This is a genomic window from Pseudomonas helvetica (assembly GCF_039908645.1).
Taxonomy (GTDB): Bacteria; Pseudomonadota; Gammaproteobacteria; order Pseudomonadales; family Pseudomonadaceae; genus Aquipseudomonas; species Aquipseudomonas helvetica.
This window is the reverse complement of the sequence record NZ_CP150917.1, coordinates 330,664-344,569: the sequence shown is the minus strand read 5'-3', so window position 1 is coordinate 344,569 and position 13,906 is coordinate 330,664. Positions and strand designations below refer to the sequence as shown.

Here is a 13,906-nt window from a genome sequence, read left to right as displayed (position 1 = left end):
GTTGAATGTTAAGGCGCCATCCCGAGCAAACGAACGTCGCCCGGCTGCTCCCACATTGGTTTTCGGCGTTTTTCAGTCCAGTTATCACACAGCCAGAAATGGACGTTTTTTTTACAGCCTTGGCCGGGCATACTAGGCTGTCCTTTTTCCCCTGGTGTCGCCCGCCTTTATGCTTCGCGCCCTGATTGCCCTTGCCCTGACCTGCCTGCTCCATCCGGCGTTTGCCGATGAACGCGCGCAAACCCAACAACAGTTGGACGCCACGCGTCAGGATATTGCCGAGCTGAAAAAGCTGCTGGGCAAGTTGCAGGAAGAAAAGTCCGGCGTGCAAAAGGACCTCAAAGGCACCGAGACCGAGATGGGCAAGCTCGAAAAGCAGGTCGATGCACTGCAAAAAGAGCTGAAGAAAAGCGAATCCGAGATACAGCGACTCGATGGTGAGAAAAAAAAACTCCAGAGCGCGCGCATTGAACAGCAACGACTGATCGCCATTCAGGCCCGCGCGGCCTATCAGAACGGCCGTCAGGAGTACCTGAAGCTGCTGCTCAACCAGCAGAACCCGGAAAAATTCGCCCGCACCCTCACCTATTACGACTACCTGAGCCAGGCACGCCTGGAGCAGTTGAAGAATTTCAACGAAACCCTGCGCCAGCTGGCCAACGTCGAGCAGGATATCGCCCAGCAACAAGCCCAGTTGCTGGTGCAGAAAAGCAGCCTCGACAGCCAGCGTGACGAACTCGACAAAGTCCGCAAGGAGCGTCAGCAAGTCCTGGCCAAGCTCAACGACGACGTGAAAGCCCGCGACCAGAAGCTACAAGCCCGCGAGCAGGATCAGGCCGATCTGTCTAAAGTACTCAAAACCATCGAGGAAACCCTGGCCCGCCAGGCCCGTGAGGCAGAAGAAGCGCGACAAAAAGCGCTGATCGCCCAGCAGGAAGCCGAAAAAAAGCGTTTACGTGAGGCTCAGGCCCGGGCTGAGGCCCCTACTGATGCCCCACGCAAGCCCGTCAAGTCGACACCCGGCGCACTGGTTTCAAGTGCCGGCGAGTCCTTCGGCGGGCCCTTTGCTTCCGCCCGCGGAAAACTTCCGTGGCCTGTCGATGGTCGATTGCTTGCGCGTTTTGGTGAAACCCGTGGTGACGATGCCCGAACCAAGTGGGACGGCGTGATGATCAGCGCCTCTGCAGGCAGCCAGGTGCATGCCGTACACGGCGGTCGCGTGGTGTTTGCCGACTGGTTGCGCGGTGCCGGTTTGCTGGTGATCCTCGACCACGGCAATGGTTTTTTGAGTTTGTACGGCCACAACCAGACGCTGCTTAAAGCGGCCGGTGATGTGGTCAAGGCCGGTGAATCCATCTCCACTGTCGGTAACAGTGGTGGCCAGGACACTCCTGCACTGTATTTCGCTATTCGTCAGCAGGGTCACCCGAGTGATCCAGCACAATGGTGCCGCGCGCAAGGATAGGCGTTGAGTCACCTACATTAGGAGTTCGTTCGACATGCTGCATTTGTCCCGCCTCAATTCGCTGGCCCTGACGATCGCTCTGGTGATCGGTGCGCCGTTGGCGTTTGCCGCTCAACCGGCCCCGGCGGTTGCGCCTGCGGGCACTGCTGCGACCACCAAGGCGCCATTGCCGCTGGAAGAGCTGCGCACCTTTGCCGAGGTCATGGACCGGATCAAGGCTGCCTATGTCGAACCGGTTGACGACAAGACCCTGCTGGAAAATGCCATCAAGGGCATGCTCAGCAACCTTGACCCACACTCCGCCTACCTCGGCCCGGAAGACTTTGCCGAGTTGCAGGAAAGCACCAGCGGCGAATTCGGCGGCCTGGGCATCGAAGTCGGCGCCGAAGACGGTTTCATCAAAGTCGTTTCGCCGATCGATGACACCCCTGCCTCAAAAGCCGGCATCCAGGCGGGTGACTTCATCGTCAAGATCAACGGCCAGCCAACCCGCGGCCAGAGCATGACCGAAGCCGTGGACAAGATGCGCGGCAAGATCGGCGAGAAGATCACTCTGACTCTGGTGCGCGATGGTGGTGCACCGTTCGACGTGACGCTGACCCGCGCGACCATCCAGGTCAAGAGCGTGAAGAGCCAGTTGCTGGATTCGGGCTACGCCTACATCCGCATCACCCAGTTCCAGGTCAAGACCGGTGAAGAGGTCTCCAAGGCCCTGGCCAAGTTGCGCAAGGACAATGGCAAGAAGCTCAGCGGCATCGTGCTTGACCTGCGCAACAACCCGGGCGGCGTGCTGCAAGCAGCGGTCGAAGTGGTCGACCACTTCATCACCAAAGGCTTGATCGTTTACACCAAGGGCCGTATCGCCAACTCTGAGCTGCGCTTCACTGCCACCGGCAAGGACGAAAGCGAAGCGGTGCCAATGGTCGTGCTGATCAACGGCGGTAGCGCCTCGGCCTCGGAAATTGTCGCCGGCGCCCTGCAAGATCAAAAACGCGCAGTGGTCATGGGCACCACCAGCTTCGGTAAAGGCTCGGTGCAAACCGTGCTGCCACTGAACAACGACCGTGCGCTGAAGATCACCACCGCGTTGTACTTCACGCCGAACGGGCGCTCGATCCAGGCCCAGGGCATCGTTCCGGACATCGAAGTGCGCAAGGCCAAGATCACCAACGAGCAGGACGGCGAATACTTCAAGGAAGCCGATCTGCAAGGTCACCTGGGCAATGGCAACGGCGGCGCCGACAAGCCAACCAAGTCCAGCGGCAAAGCCAAACCGATGCCACAGGACGACGATTACCAATTGGCCCAGGCCCTGAGCCTGCTCAAAGGCCTGAGCATCACCCGCGGCCACTGAGATGCGCTTGCGGGTCATCCTCAGCCTGCTGTGCTGTCTGGCGGGTGCTGCTCACGCGGCGCCTGCCGAGACGGCGGCACCACACAAGGCCTACCTGAGCCTGATCATCGATGACCTCGGGCAAAACCTGCCGCGCGACCGCCGTGTGCTGGCGCTGCCCGGACCGGTGACCACGGCAATCATGCCCGACACTCCCCACGCTGCCGAATTTGCCCGCGAGGCCCACCACGCCGGCAAGATCGTCATACTGCACATGCCCATGGACCCGGCCACCGGCCCGTTCGCCTGGCATCCCGAACTCCCCATCGAAGAGCTGGAAAAACGCCTGAGTGCGGCGTTCAACGCCGTGCCCTATACCAGCGGCATCAACAACCACATGGGCAGCCGCATGACCGCCCAGCAACCGGCCATGACCTGGCTGATGGCCGAACTGCAACGTCGGCACAAGTTCTTTGTAGACAGCCGTACCAGCGCCCAGACCGTCGCCGCCGCCGAGGCGCAGAAGATCGGTTTGGCGAGTGTTTCGCGAGATGTGTTTCTCGATGACGAGCGCACCGAGGACGCAATCTTCACTCAGCTACAGACCGCCATCAGCCTGGCCCACAAGCAAGGCTCTGCGGTGATGATCGGCCACCCCTATCCACAAACCCTGGCGGTGCTTGAGCGCGAACTGCCCAAGCTCAAGGCCCAGGGCATCGACTGGATCGATATCAAGTTGATGATCAGCGTGCGCAGCAACAAGGCGATGGTTGGGCACGGGAAGGACGGGGTTTACCGCTGAAAAGGATTCGCTCTTGTGGCGAGGGGGCTTGCCCACGTCGGCCGGTCCGCGCTCGGGCGAAGCAGTCGTAAAAGATACCCACTCGTTCTGTCTGAATCACTGCGGTGCTTGGTTTTAGGGCCGCTTTGCGCCCAAACGGGGGCAAGCCCCCTCGCCACAGGACCTTACAGATACCGCGCCATGATGTCGTCCACCACGCCTTCCTTGCGCAACTGATCCAGCGCGGCCTGAAGCCTGGCGACGATTTCGTCGGACACGTCTTTGTTCAGCGCCAGATAAAGCTGGGCACTGTTGAAACGCAGCACGGTCTTGAGGCCCGTCACGCCATCCTGCCGAGCGAGGTAACGGCCAGCAGGATCTCCCGTCGCCCAAAGGTCGATCTGGCCATTGACCAGCTTCTTCGCGTTGTCCTGATCGCGCAGCACCACGATCGGTTTCAGACCCTGCTTGGCCAACGTTTCGGCGATCGCATCACCTTTGTAGGCGCCGATCTTGTATTTGCGCGCCTGCGCCAGCGACTCGAGGGTGATCTTGCTGTCAGCCTTGGCCAGCATGATCCAGTCGTCCGGACCAATCGGGCCGACCCATTTGAAGAGTTTCTCGCGGTCCGGCAGTCGCGCCATGACGAACACGCCATACCCGGGTTTCTCCAGGGCGAGTTTGTAGATCCGCTCCCAAGGGAAACGCAGTGTCAGGCTGTAAGTGATTTCGGCGCGCTTGAACATCTCGCGGACGATGTCCACGGCGATGCCATCGATGTTGTCTTCCTGAGCGAAGTTCTTGCCGTTCTTCGCCATGTTGTACGGCGGGAAGTTTTCCGTCAGCAGCACCAGATCGGGGCCGGTTTTTTCTGCAGCACGTGCAGCGCCAGCCAGTAGTAACGAGGCGCTGGCGAGTACCAGGAGAAGACGTTTGAGCATGACGGTTTACCGGAATCCATGGCGTGCCCAAGCTTGCCCTGAGCCCGCCATGCTGTCCACTGGCCTTTATCGGACGCAGATACCGCGTTGCGCCATGTAGGCCTTGGCTTCCGGTACGGTGTATTCGCCGAAGTGGAAAATACTCGCTGCCAGCACCGCACTGGCGTGGCCTTCAAGAATGCCGTCAGCCAGATGCTGCAAATTGCCGACGCCGCCCGAAGCGATCACCGGAATCCCCAGTGCATCGCTGATGGCACGCGTGACGCCCAGGTCGAAGCCGTTTTTCATGCCGTCCTGGTCCATGCTGGTCAGCAGGATTTCGCCGGCACCCAGACCTTCCATCTTCTTCGCCCACTCCACCGCGTCCAGCCCGGTAGGTTTGCGACCGCCGTGGGTGAAGATCTCCCAGCGCGGGGTTTCGCCCGGCAGTGAAACCTTCTTGGCGTCGATGGCGACAACGATGCACTGCGAGCCGAAATGCTGCGCCGCTTCGCCGACAAACTCTGGATTGAACACCGCCGCGGTGTTGATCGAGACCTTGTCTGCGCCGGCATTGAGCAGGTTGCGGATGTCTTGCACGGTGCGCACGCCACCGCCGACGGTCAGCGGGATGAACACCTGGCTGGCCATGCGCTCGACGGTATGCAACGTGGTATCGCGGCCATCGACGCTGGCGGTGATGTCGAGAAAAGTAATCTCGTCGGCACCCTGCTCGTCGTAGCGACGGGCGATTTCCACCGGATCGCCGGCGTCACGGATGTTCTCGAACTTCACACCTTTGACGACCCGGCCGTTATCCACGTCCAGGCAAGGAATGATGCGTTTGGCCAGCGCCATGGTAAGTCCTCAGCCTTTGTACGAATCGCAGAAAGCTTGCGCTTCAGCGACGTCGAGGGTGCCTTCGTAAATCGCCCGGCCGGTGATGGCGCCGATGATCCCCGGCGCCTTGGCGTCGAGCAGCGACTTGATGTCACCGAGGTTGTGAATACCGCCGGACGCAATCACCGGAATCCGCGTGGCGGCGGCCAGTGCTGCGGTGTACGACACGTTGCAGCCTTGCATCATGCCGTCTTTGGCGATGTCGGTATAAACGATCGCAGACACGCCGTCGGCTTCAAACTGCTTCGCCAGGTCGATAACCTGCACAGTGCTGATTTCAGCCCAGCCATCGGTGGCGACAAAACCGTCCTTCGCATCCAGACCAACGATAACTTTGCCCGGGAAGGCGCGGCAGGCTTCGGCGACGAAGGCCGGGTCTTTAACGGCTTTGGTGCCGATGATCACGTAGCTCACGCCCGCTTTCACGTAGTGTTCAATGGTTTCCAGCGAGCGGATACCACCACCGATCTGAATCGGCAGGTTCGGGTAGCGCTTGGCGATCGCAGTGACCACTTCGCCGTTGACTGGCTGGCCTTCGAAGGCGCCGTTCAGGTCGACCAGATGCAGGCGACGGCAACCGCCCTCCACCCACTTGGCAGCCATGCTCACCGGGTCATCGGAGAACACTGTGGAATCTTCCATGCGGCCCTGGCGCAGACGTACGCAGGCACCGTCTTTAAGATCGATAGCGGGAATAATCAGCATCTGGCAAACCTTTAAATTCGATTTTTCAGCGTTGCTCGGAAATCAGTTTTTCTCGAGCGCCCACAGGTCGCTTTCGATGCTTTCGAACCTCTCCTTGAGGTGCGCCTGCACATCGAAAATCGCCCTGTTGTAATAGTGCGGAGCAATTTCGCGGGTAAACAGCTCAAGAATTTCAGCTGCCTCGAACGAGCCAAGGTCAAGTTCGAAGCGGTCTTCCATGAAACGCTTGATCTTGCTGTTGGCCTCGTTCTCTTGCTCGGGTGTGAGCGTGAGGATCGGCGGCTTTTTCTTGACGGCCATTACCAGCGACCGTCCCACGCAGCGAAGTTCTGCAGCAATTGCAGGCCATGGGTATGGCTCTTCTCCGGGTGGAACTGCACAGCGAAACGCGAACCTTCGGCCAGCGCTGCGGCGAAGTCGACGCCGTAGTGACCACTACCCACGACCTGACGCGGATTGCCGGCGGCGATGTAGTAGCTGTGCACGAAGTAGAAACGCGCCAGGTCCGGAATGTTGTGCCACAGCGGATGACTCACCGTCTGCTTCACTTCGTTCCAGCCCATGTGCGGGACTTTCAGGTGTTCGCCGTCTTCATGCAGACCTTTGCCGAAGAACTTCACCTGGCCGGGAAACAGGCCGATGCAGTCGACGCCGTCGTTTTCTTCACTGCGTTCGAGCAAGGCTTGCATGCCCACGCAGATGCCGAGGAACGGACGGTCCTGGCTGACTTCACGCACCAGCGAGTCGAAGCCCAGGCGACGGATCTCCGCCATGCAATCGCGAATCGCGCCCACACCGGGGAAAACCACCCGGTCGGCTTCGCGAATCACGCTGGCATCGCTGGTGATCAGCACCTTGCCGGCACCGACGTGCTCGAGGGCCTTGGCCACCGAGTGCAGGTTGCCCATGCCGTAATCGATAACCGCGACCGTCTGCATTACAGAACGCCCTTGGTCGAAGGCATTTGCCCGGCCATGCGCTCATCAAGCTCGACGGCCATGCGCAATGCGCGACCGAAGGCCTTGAACACGGTTTCAATCTGGTGGTGGGTGTTGTGCCCACGCAGATTGTCGATGTGCAAGCTGACGTTGGCGTGGTTGACGAAGCCCTGGAAAAACTCCTGGAACAGGTCGACATCGAAGCCGCCGACAGTGGCGCGGGTATACGGTACATGCATCTGCAGGCCAGGACGGCCAGAGAAGTCGATGACCACGCGCGACAGCGCTTCATCGAGCGGCACATAGGCGTGGCCGTAACGACGGATGCCTTTTTTGTCGCCGATGGCTTTGGTGAAAGCCTGACCCAGCGTGATACCGACGTCTTCCACCGTGTGGTGGTCGTCGATATGCAGGTCACCCTTGCACTCGATATCCAGGTCGATCAGCCCGTGACGGGCGATCTGGTCCAGCATGTGCTCAAGGAAGGGAACACCGATATTGAATCGGGCCTTTCCGGTGCCATCCAGGTTGATCGAGGCTTTGATCTGGGTTTCCAGAGTGTCGCGCTCGACTGACGCCTTACGTTCGGCCATCACCAGCTCCGCAAAATCATTGGGCGAAAAAGGCAACCATTATAGGGGCGCGGACGCCAAACAGAAACACGCGAGGTGATATCCCTGACGGGCTGAACCCAATGCCGCCGGGGGCATACCTGTCATGACATGTAGGAGCGGGGGGACGCCGAGTCCTTGCCCGCGATGACAGTACGCCTGACACACCGCGTTATCGTTCATCGCGAGCAAGCTTTGCTCCTACAAGGGAGTCATGTGTTTAGTGGAACAGGACGGCTGTCTTCTGCAACGTCACCCAAACGCCCCACGCCAGCGGAATGCCCACCACCAGCCATGCGGCAATGGCCAACGGCACGCTGCCCGAGGAAGCTTTCCACTCCAGCACGGTGGTGCTGTCCGCGCCTTTGTCGTGACCCAGCGCCTGTTCGACGGCCAGCTCGGCATCGCTCATGAAGTATTTATCCGCCACCGGACGCACCAGCAGGTTGCAGAGGAAACCCAGCACCAGCAGGCCCGCAAGGATGTACAGGGTGATGTCATACGCAGCCGCGCGTTCGACGCCGATGCTCAACTGGTACTCACGCAGGTAGTTCACCAACACCGGGCCGAGCACGCCGGCAGCGGCCCAGGCAGTCAGCAGACGACCGTGGATCGCACCGACCATTTGCGTACCGAACAGGTCCGCCAGGTACGCCGGAACCGTCGCAAAACCACCGCCGTACATCGACAGGATGATGCAGAACGCCGCCACGAACAGCGCGATGTTGCCCAGATGGCCAAGGTTCGGGATCAACGCATACAGGGCAAACCCCAGGGCGAAAAACACGAAGTAGGTGTTTTTGCGGCCCAGGTAGTCGGAGAACGACGCCCAGAAGAACCGCCCACCGATATTGAACAGACTCAGCAAACCAGTGAAACCGGCAGCGATTGCCGCGATCGACGCCAATTGCGAAGCATCCAGCTGACCAAAGGTCAGATCGTTGCCGAGCAATTTACCGGCGAATACTTCCTGCAACAGCGGCGACGCCATGCCGAGGATGCCGATACCCGCCGACACGTTCAGGCACAGCACCAGCCACACCAGACGGAACTGCGGGGTTTTCCACGCAACGTTAACGTGCACGTGACGGTGAGTGATCATCGCGTTCGCGGCTTTTTTCGCCGGGGCGGTCCAGCCCTCAGGCTTCCAGCCGGTCGGCGGAACGCGGTACGACAGCGCACCGCCGATCATGAACACGAAGTAGATCGCAGCCATCACCAGGAAGCTCTGCCACACGCCGACGCCAGCCGGCGAAGCGAAATGGCCCATCAGCGCTGCTGCCAGCGGAGCACCGACCATCGCACCACCGCCGAAGCCCATGATCGCCATGCCGGTCGCCATGCCGCGCTTGTCCGGGAACCACTTGATCAACGTCGAGACCGGAGAGATGTAGCCCAGCCCCAGGCCAATCCCGCCGATGACGCCGGAGCCGATCCACATCAGCCAGATCTGGTGGGTATACACCCCAAGCGCGGAAATCAGCAGACCGCCGCACCAGCACAACGCCGAAACAACACCGGCCTTGCGTGGCCCGGCATGTTCCAGCCAGCCACCCCAGATCGCTGCCGAGCAGCCGAGGAAGATGAAGAACAAGGTGTAGATCCAGCCGAGCATCGAGATCGGCCAATCACACTGGGACGAGAAAATCTGCGCAATAAAACTCATGTCTGGCGCGCAGGCCACCGGCGCGGTCACGCCGAGGGCTTTGGACAACGGCAGCCAAAACACCGAAAAACCATAGGCCATGCCGATGCACAGGTGAATGGCCAACGCGGCCGGTGGAACCAGCCAACGGTTGAAACCGGGCTTGGCGATGATCCGCTCCTTGGACAGGAACGCTGACTGGGCGGGAATAATCCCCGCCTCGGTACTCGTGCTCATTTGTGTTTCCCCCAATTATTAGTATGGTTCGCCAGACACTCTTCACTCTCGGCCTTGTTGCACGCAGGCATGACCGTTTTATCGAGTAGAGCTCCGCTCGGCGCGACGACAGGTCGCAGAAGGACCGACGAACGGCAAAGATTACCATTTGCCCGTGACAGAAAAACCAAACTGATATCACCTTTTGTGTGACATCTGTTCCGATCACACACTAAAAAACCGTTTCACCCATTGACGGGTATTACCCGGACAACCCTTTCACAGGAAACCCTATGCCCATCGTCGTCGAATCGCTGAACGAACCCAGCTATCAGGATCAGCAGGATCTGCAGAAGATCTACCACGATGCTCCGCGCTGGCTGATTGCTCCGTTCAACGATGAACTGCAATTGATTGAACACAGCCTGCGCGACGGCTCGCTGATCGCTGGACGCTTCAATGACCGACTGCTTGGCGCGGCACGCCTGCACCGACAGCAGGACATCTGGCAGCTATCCCATTTGTGCGTGCGAAAAATCACCCGGCGCCGTGGCGTGGCTGAACGCCTGGTCAGCGAAGCGCAAAAAATGGCCGAGCTCGCGGGGGCCAAATTGCACTTGCAGGCTCCGGCCGGGCACCTCGAAGCCCAGGCACTGGCTGCCAAGCTCAAACTGCCGCTGGACCAGCTCTAGAGCGATCACTGACCAGTCGTCGGTTTCGGGGCGCTATACTCCCTGGCTAAATTCGACATTGACTCATTACAAGGACTCGCCCATGAAAGCGTTCGGCAAAATCCTGGGTTTGGTACTTCTCGGGTTGTTGCTGATCATTGTGGCGCTGGGCTTTGCCCTGACCCACTTCTTCGATCCCAACGACTACAAAGACGAGATCCGCCAAATTGCCCGCGACAAGGCCCACATCGAGCTGACGCTCAATGGCGATATCGGCTGGAGCCTGTTCCCCTGGCTCGGCCTTGAACTGCACGATGCCGGCGTCGCGACCCTGGCCAACCCGACCCAGCCGTTTGCCGACCTGCAAATGCTTGGCCTGTCCGTGCGGGTGCTGCCGTTGCTGCGCCGTGAAGTGCAGATGAGCGATGTCCGCGTCGAGGGCCTGAACCTGCGCCTCAACCGTGACAAGAATGGCCACGGTAACTGGGAAGACATTGGCAAGGTCCCGCCCGTCGCCGCCAAGGCGGATGCGCCAGCTACCGGCAGCACCAGCGAACCGGTTGCCGAAATACCCACCACTGCGGAAAAACCGGCCCAACCGATTCGTCTCGACATCGACAGCCTGACCGTGAACAACGCCCGGGTTGAATACAACGATGAGCAAACCGGCAAGCAATTCAGCGCCGAAAGCATCCAGCTGAGCACCGGCCCGGTGCACGACGCGACCAACATTCAGGTCAAGCTGACGGCATTTCTGGCCAGCAACCAGCCGGACGTACGGGTGCGCACTGAACTCAATGGCGAGTTGCGTTTCGAACGCGCCCTCCAGCGCTACCAGTTCGAAGACATGAAACTGGCAGGCGAAATCTCCGGCGAACCGCTGCAAGGCAAGATCGTGACCTATGCCGCTCAAGGTCAACTGTTGCTGGATAGAGCAGCGAACGTCGCCGAATGGACCGGCATCAAGATCTCTGCCAACCAGTTGCGTGCGCTTGGCGAGCTGAAAGTCAACAACCTGGACAAAACCCCGCAAATCAGCGGCGGAGTGTCGATTGCGCAATTCGACCTGGCGAAGTTTGTCGACAGCATCGGCCAGAAACTCCCGGCCATGGCCGAGGGCAGCCTGAGCAAAGTCGAACTGGTCAGCCGTCTCGCGGGCACCCCGAGCAGTGTGGTGCTGGACGATCTCAACCTGAAAGTCGACGACAGCAGCTTCAGCGGGCGTATCGCTGTCGAGGATTTCGCCAAGCAATCATTGCGCGTGCAGCTCAAGGGCGACACCTTCAACGCTGATCGCTACCTGCCGCCAAAATCCGCCGAAGCCAACAGCGCTGCAGTGGCTCGTCAGTCGGAAGTCAGCAGCACCGAGACCAACGCGCTGGCCGGCGCTGGCAGCACACCACTGCCGAACGCCCCGACCAAAGGCGCCTGGAGCAGCGACAAACTGATTCCGTCGGAACGCCTGAGCAAGCTTGATCTGGACGCCGACCTGACCTTCGGCCAACTGACCCTCGACAAGCTGTCGATCCAGAACGCCGCGCTGAAAGCCACTGGCCAGGGCGGCCTGCTGACTCTGGAAAACCTGCGTGGCGATCTCTACAACGGCAACTTCGCTGCCAAGGGCACGCTCGATGTTCGTCAGCCCGTGCCGTTGCTGAGCCTGCAAACGCAGATCAGCAAGGTCCCGGTGGAGAACATTCTCGAAAGCCAAGGAAAAAAACCGCCAGTCAAAGGTCTGGTCACGCTCAACAGCAACCTGACCGCCAGCGGCAACAGCCAGAAAGCACTGATCGACAGCCTCAACGGCACGGCCAGTTTCGTGCTCAATAACGGCGTGCTGCTCAACGCCAACCTTGAGCAACAACTGTGCAAAGGCATCGCCACCCTGAACCACAAAACCCTCAGTGGCGAACCGCATGGCAAGGACACCCCTTTTCAGGAACTCAAGGGCAACCTGACGTTGCGCAATGGCGTGGCCAGCAATCCAGACCTGAAAGTCCGCATTCCGGGCATGACCGTCAACGGCAACGGTGACGTCGACCTGCGTGTGCTGGGCATGGATTACCGCATCGGCATCATCGTCGAAGGCGACAAGAGCGACATGCCGGACCCGGCCTGCCAGGTCAACGAGCGTTACGCTGGCATCGAGTGGCCATTGCGCTGCCGTGGCCCGCTGGAACTCGGTGCCAAGGCCTGCCGCCTGGATAACGAGCGTCTCGGTCAGGTCGCGGGCAAGTTGGCGGGCGACAAGCTCGGCGAAAAAATCGATGAGAAACTCGGCGACAAAGTCAGTCCGGAACTGAAAAACGCCCTCAAGGGGTTGTTCAAGCGATGAAAGCCGAGCAGTTCTCAACCGCGGTGCTGGACTGGTATGACCGCCACGGCCGCCACGACCTGCCCTGGCAACAGGGCATCACCCCGTATCGGGTGTGGGTCTCGGAAATCATGTTGCAGCAGACCCAGGTCAGCACGGTGCTGAACTACTTCGATCGGTTCATGGCGTCGCTGCCAACGGTCGAAGCCCTGGCCGCCGCGCCGGAAGATGAAGTGCTGCACCTGTGGACCGGGCTGGGTTACTACACCCGTGCGCGCAACCTGCAAAAAACCGCGAAGATCGTCGTTGCCGAGTACGGCGGCGAGTTTCCCCGGGATGTCGAAAAGCTCACCGACTTGCCGGGCATCGGCCTGTCCACTGCGGGCGCCATCGCCAGCCTGAGCATGGGCCTGCGCGCACCGATCCTCGACGGCAACGTCAAACGGGTGCTGGCGCGCTTTACCGCGCAAGAGGGCTACCCCGGCGAACCGAAGGTTGCCAAGCAGCTGTGGGCCAACGCTGAGCGCTTCACGCCTTATGATCGGGTCAACGCCTACACCCAGGCGATGATGGACCTGGGCGCTACGCTCTGCACCCGCAGCAAGCCGAGTTGCCTGCTATGTCCGCTGGAAAAGGGCTGCGAAGCGCACATGCTCGGCCTGGAGACCCGCTACCCGATCCCCAAACCGCGTAAATCCGTGCCACAAAAGCGCACGCTGATGCCGATGCTCGCCAACCGCGATGGCGCCATTCTGCTTTACCGCCGTCCTTCCACGGGCTTGTGGGGCGGTTTGTGGAGCCTGCCGGAACTCGACGACCTTGGCGATCTGGAACATCTGGCACTGCAACACTCGCTGGAACTGGGCAAGCACGTTGAACTGCCGAGCCTGGTCCACACCTTCAGCCATTTCCAACTGGCTATCGAACCCTGGCTGGTCCAGGTCCAGGAGGCCGGCCATCACGTGGCCGAGGCCGACTGGCTCTGGTATAACCTCGCCACCCCGCCGCGCCTGGGCCTTGCCGCCCCGGTGAAAAAACTGCTGAAGCGCGCGGCCGATGTATTGAACGCAGGAGAGTCGTCATGACCCGCACCATCATGTGCCGCAAGTACAAAGAAGAACTGCCAGGCCTGGAGCGCGCCCCGTTCCCGGGCGCCAAAGGTCAGGACATTTTTGACCACGTCTCGGCCAAGGCCTGGGCCGACTGGCAAAAACACCAGACCCTGCTGATCAACGAAAAACGCCTGAACATGATGAACGCCGAAGACCGTAAATATCTTCAGGGCGAGATGGACAAGTACTTCTCCGGCGAGGAATACGCCAAGGCCGAAGGCTACGTTCCACCCGCCGAGTAATCCCGTAAAAACGGGGGTTGGATCGTAAGCGACGGTAATAATTAAATATTTTT

General features: G+C 60.1%; 14 protein-coding genes. 7 read left to right on the top strand and 7 right to left on the bottom strand.

Features of this window, described 5'->3' with window-relative positions; all coding sequences use genetic code 11:
- The first annotated feature begins 169 nt into the window (after positions 1-169).
- From AABM55_RS01545 to AABM55_RS01535, 3 genes are read left to right on the top strand one after another with little or no spacing between them, the layout of a single operon-like run.
- On the top strand, positions 170-1,465 hold the full coding sequence (locus AABM55_RS01545; protein WP_347928644.1) for a murein hydrolase activator EnvC: 1,296 nt from the start codon (positions 170-172) through the stop codon (positions 1,463-1,465).
- Between the two features lie 34 nt (positions 1,466-1,499).
- Positions 1,500-2,819: a S41 family peptidase gene (locus AABM55_RS01540; protein WP_054595161.1), complete on the top strand. Its 1,320-nt coding sequence runs from the start codon at positions 1,500-1,502 to the stop codon at positions 2,817-2,819.
- Between the two features lies 1 nt (position 2,820).
- Complete coding sequence (locus AABM55_RS01535) at positions 2,821-3,600, top strand: divergent polysaccharide deacetylase family protein (RefSeq protein ID WP_347928643.1); 780 nt, start codon at positions 2,821-2,823, stop codon at positions 3,598-3,600.
- A gap of 164 nt (positions 3,601-3,764) precedes the next feature.
- Here the strand turns inward: AABM55_RS01535 and AABM55_RS01530 are convergent, their stop codons facing one another.
- The 7 genes from AABM55_RS01530 to AABM55_RS01500 form a co-directional block, all read right to left on the bottom strand.
- Complete coding sequence (locus AABM55_RS01530; RefSeq protein ID WP_347928642.1) at positions 3,765-4,520, bottom strand: ABC transporter substrate-binding protein; 756 nt, start codon at positions 4,518-4,520, stop codon at positions 3,765-3,767.
- 66 nt (positions 4,521-4,586) lie between these two features.
- A complete protein-coding gene (gene hisF, locus AABM55_RS01525) occupies positions 4,587-5,357 on the bottom strand; it encodes an imidazole glycerol phosphate synthase subunit HisF (RefSeq protein WP_054595158.1) in 771 nt (256 codons plus the stop codon).
- A 9-nt stretch (positions 5,358-5,366) separates the two neighbouring features.
- Positions 5,367-6,104: a 1-(5-phosphoribosyl)-5-[(5-phosphoribosylamino)methylideneamino]imidazole-4-carboxamide isomerase gene (gene hisA, locus AABM55_RS01520; protein WP_054595157.1), complete on the bottom strand. Its 738-nt coding sequence runs from the start codon at positions 6,102-6,104 to the stop codon at positions 5,367-5,369.
- A 42-nt stretch (positions 6,105-6,146) separates the two neighbouring features.
- Positions 6,147-6,404: a DUF2164 domain-containing protein gene (locus AABM55_RS01515; RefSeq protein ID WP_046815284.1), complete on the bottom strand. Its 258-nt coding sequence runs from the start codon at positions 6,402-6,404 to the stop codon at positions 6,147-6,149.
- Complete coding sequence (hisH, locus tag AABM55_RS01510) at positions 6,404-7,042, bottom strand: imidazole glycerol phosphate synthase subunit HisH (RefSeq protein WP_347928641.1); 639 nt, start codon at positions 7,040-7,042, stop codon at positions 6,404-6,406. The genes AABM55_RS01515 and hisH overlap by 1 nt, the downstream gene beginning before the upstream one ends.
- Positions 7,042-7,635, bottom strand: a complete 594-nt coding sequence (gene hisB / locus AABM55_RS01505; RefSeq protein WP_019691294.1) for an imidazoleglycerol-phosphate dehydratase HisB — start codon at positions 7,633-7,635, stop codon at positions 7,042-7,044. The genes hisH and hisB overlap by 1 nt, the downstream gene beginning before the upstream one ends.
- A gap of 238 nt (positions 7,636-7,873) precedes the next feature.
- The gene (locus AABM55_RS01500; protein ID WP_054595155.1) at positions 7,874-9,535 is read right to left on the bottom strand and encodes an OFA family MFS transporter; all 1,662 of its coding nucleotides are present in this window, start codon (positions 9,533-9,535) and stop codon (positions 7,874-7,876) included.
- Positions 9,536-9,807: 272 nt separating this feature from the next.
- On the opposite strand from AABM55_RS01500, the gene AABM55_RS01495 reads away from it, so the two are divergent.
- From AABM55_RS01495 to AABM55_RS01480, 4 genes are all read left to right on the top strand, one after another.
- Positions 9,808-10,206: an acetyl-CoA sensor PanZ family protein gene (locus AABM55_RS01495; RefSeq protein WP_054595154.1), complete on the top strand. Its 399-nt coding sequence runs from the start codon at positions 9,808-9,810 to the stop codon at positions 10,204-10,206.
- A gap of 82 nt (positions 10,207-10,288) precedes the next feature.
- A complete protein-coding gene (locus AABM55_RS01490) occupies positions 10,289-12,520 on the top strand; it encodes an AsmA family protein (protein ID WP_347928640.1) in 2,232 nt (743 codons plus the stop codon).
- Positions 12,517-13,584, top strand: coding sequence for an A/G-specific adenine glycosylase (gene mutY / locus AABM55_RS01485; RefSeq protein ID WP_347928639.1), 1,068 nt, complete (start codon positions 12,517-12,519; stop codon positions 13,582-13,584). Before AABM55_RS01490 ends, mutY begins: the two co-directional genes overlap by 4 nt.
- Positions 13,581-13,853, top strand: a complete 273-nt coding sequence (locus AABM55_RS01480) for an oxidative damage protection protein (RefSeq protein ID WP_054595151.1) — start codon at positions 13,581-13,583, stop codon at positions 13,851-13,853. Before mutY ends, AABM55_RS01480 begins: the two co-directional genes overlap by 4 nt.
- Positions 13,854-13,906 lie beyond the last annotated feature (53 nt).

Coding starts and splice junctions, on each gene's coding strand:
- AABM55_RS01545 (WP_347928644.1), top strand. CDS start 170: ATGCTTCGCGCCCTGATTGCCCTTGCCCTGACCTGCCTGCTCCATCCG.
- AABM55_RS01540 (WP_054595161.1), top strand. CDS start 1,500: ATGCTGCATTTGTCCCGCCTCAATTCGCTGGCCCTGACGATCGCTCTG.
- AABM55_RS01535 (WP_347928643.1), top strand. CDS start 2,821: ATGCGCTTGCGGGTCATCCTCAGCCTGCTGTGCTGTCTGGCGGGTGCT.
- AABM55_RS01530 (WP_347928642.1), bottom strand. CDS start 4,520: ATGCTCAAACGTCTTCTCCTGGTACTCGCCAGCGCCTCGTTACTACTG.
- hisF (WP_054595158.1), bottom strand. CDS start 5,357: ATGGCGCTGGCCAAACGCATCATTCCTTGCCTGGACGTGGATAACGGC.
- hisA (WP_054595157.1), bottom strand. CDS start 6,104: ATGCTGATTATTCCCGCTATCGATCTTAAAGACGGTGCCTGCGTACGT.
- AABM55_RS01515 (WP_046815284.1), bottom strand. CDS start 6,404: ATGGCCGTCAAGAAAAAGCCGCCGATCCTCACGCTCACACCCGAGCAA.
- hisH (WP_347928641.1), bottom strand. CDS start 7,042: ATGCAGACGGTCGCGGTTATCGATTACGGCATGGGCAACCTGCACTCG.
- hisB (WP_019691294.1), bottom strand. CDS start 7,635: ATGGCCGAACGTAAGGCGTCAGTCGAGCGCGACACTCTGGAAACCCAG.
- AABM55_RS01500 (WP_054595155.1), bottom strand. CDS start 9,535: ATGAGCACGAGTACCGAGGCGGGGATTATTCCCGCCCAGTCAGCGTTC.
- AABM55_RS01495 (WP_054595154.1), top strand. CDS start 9,808: ATGCCCATCGTCGTCGAATCGCTGAACGAACCCAGCTATCAGGATCAG.
- AABM55_RS01490 (WP_347928640.1), top strand. CDS start 10,289: ATGAAAGCGTTCGGCAAAATCCTGGGTTTGGTACTTCTCGGGTTGTTG.
- mutY (WP_347928639.1), top strand. CDS start 12,517: ATGAAAGCCGAGCAGTTCTCAACCGCGGTGCTGGACTGGTATGACCGC.
- AABM55_RS01480 (WP_054595151.1), top strand. CDS start 13,581: ATGACCCGCACCATCATGTGCCGCAAGTACAAAGAAGAACTGCCAGGC.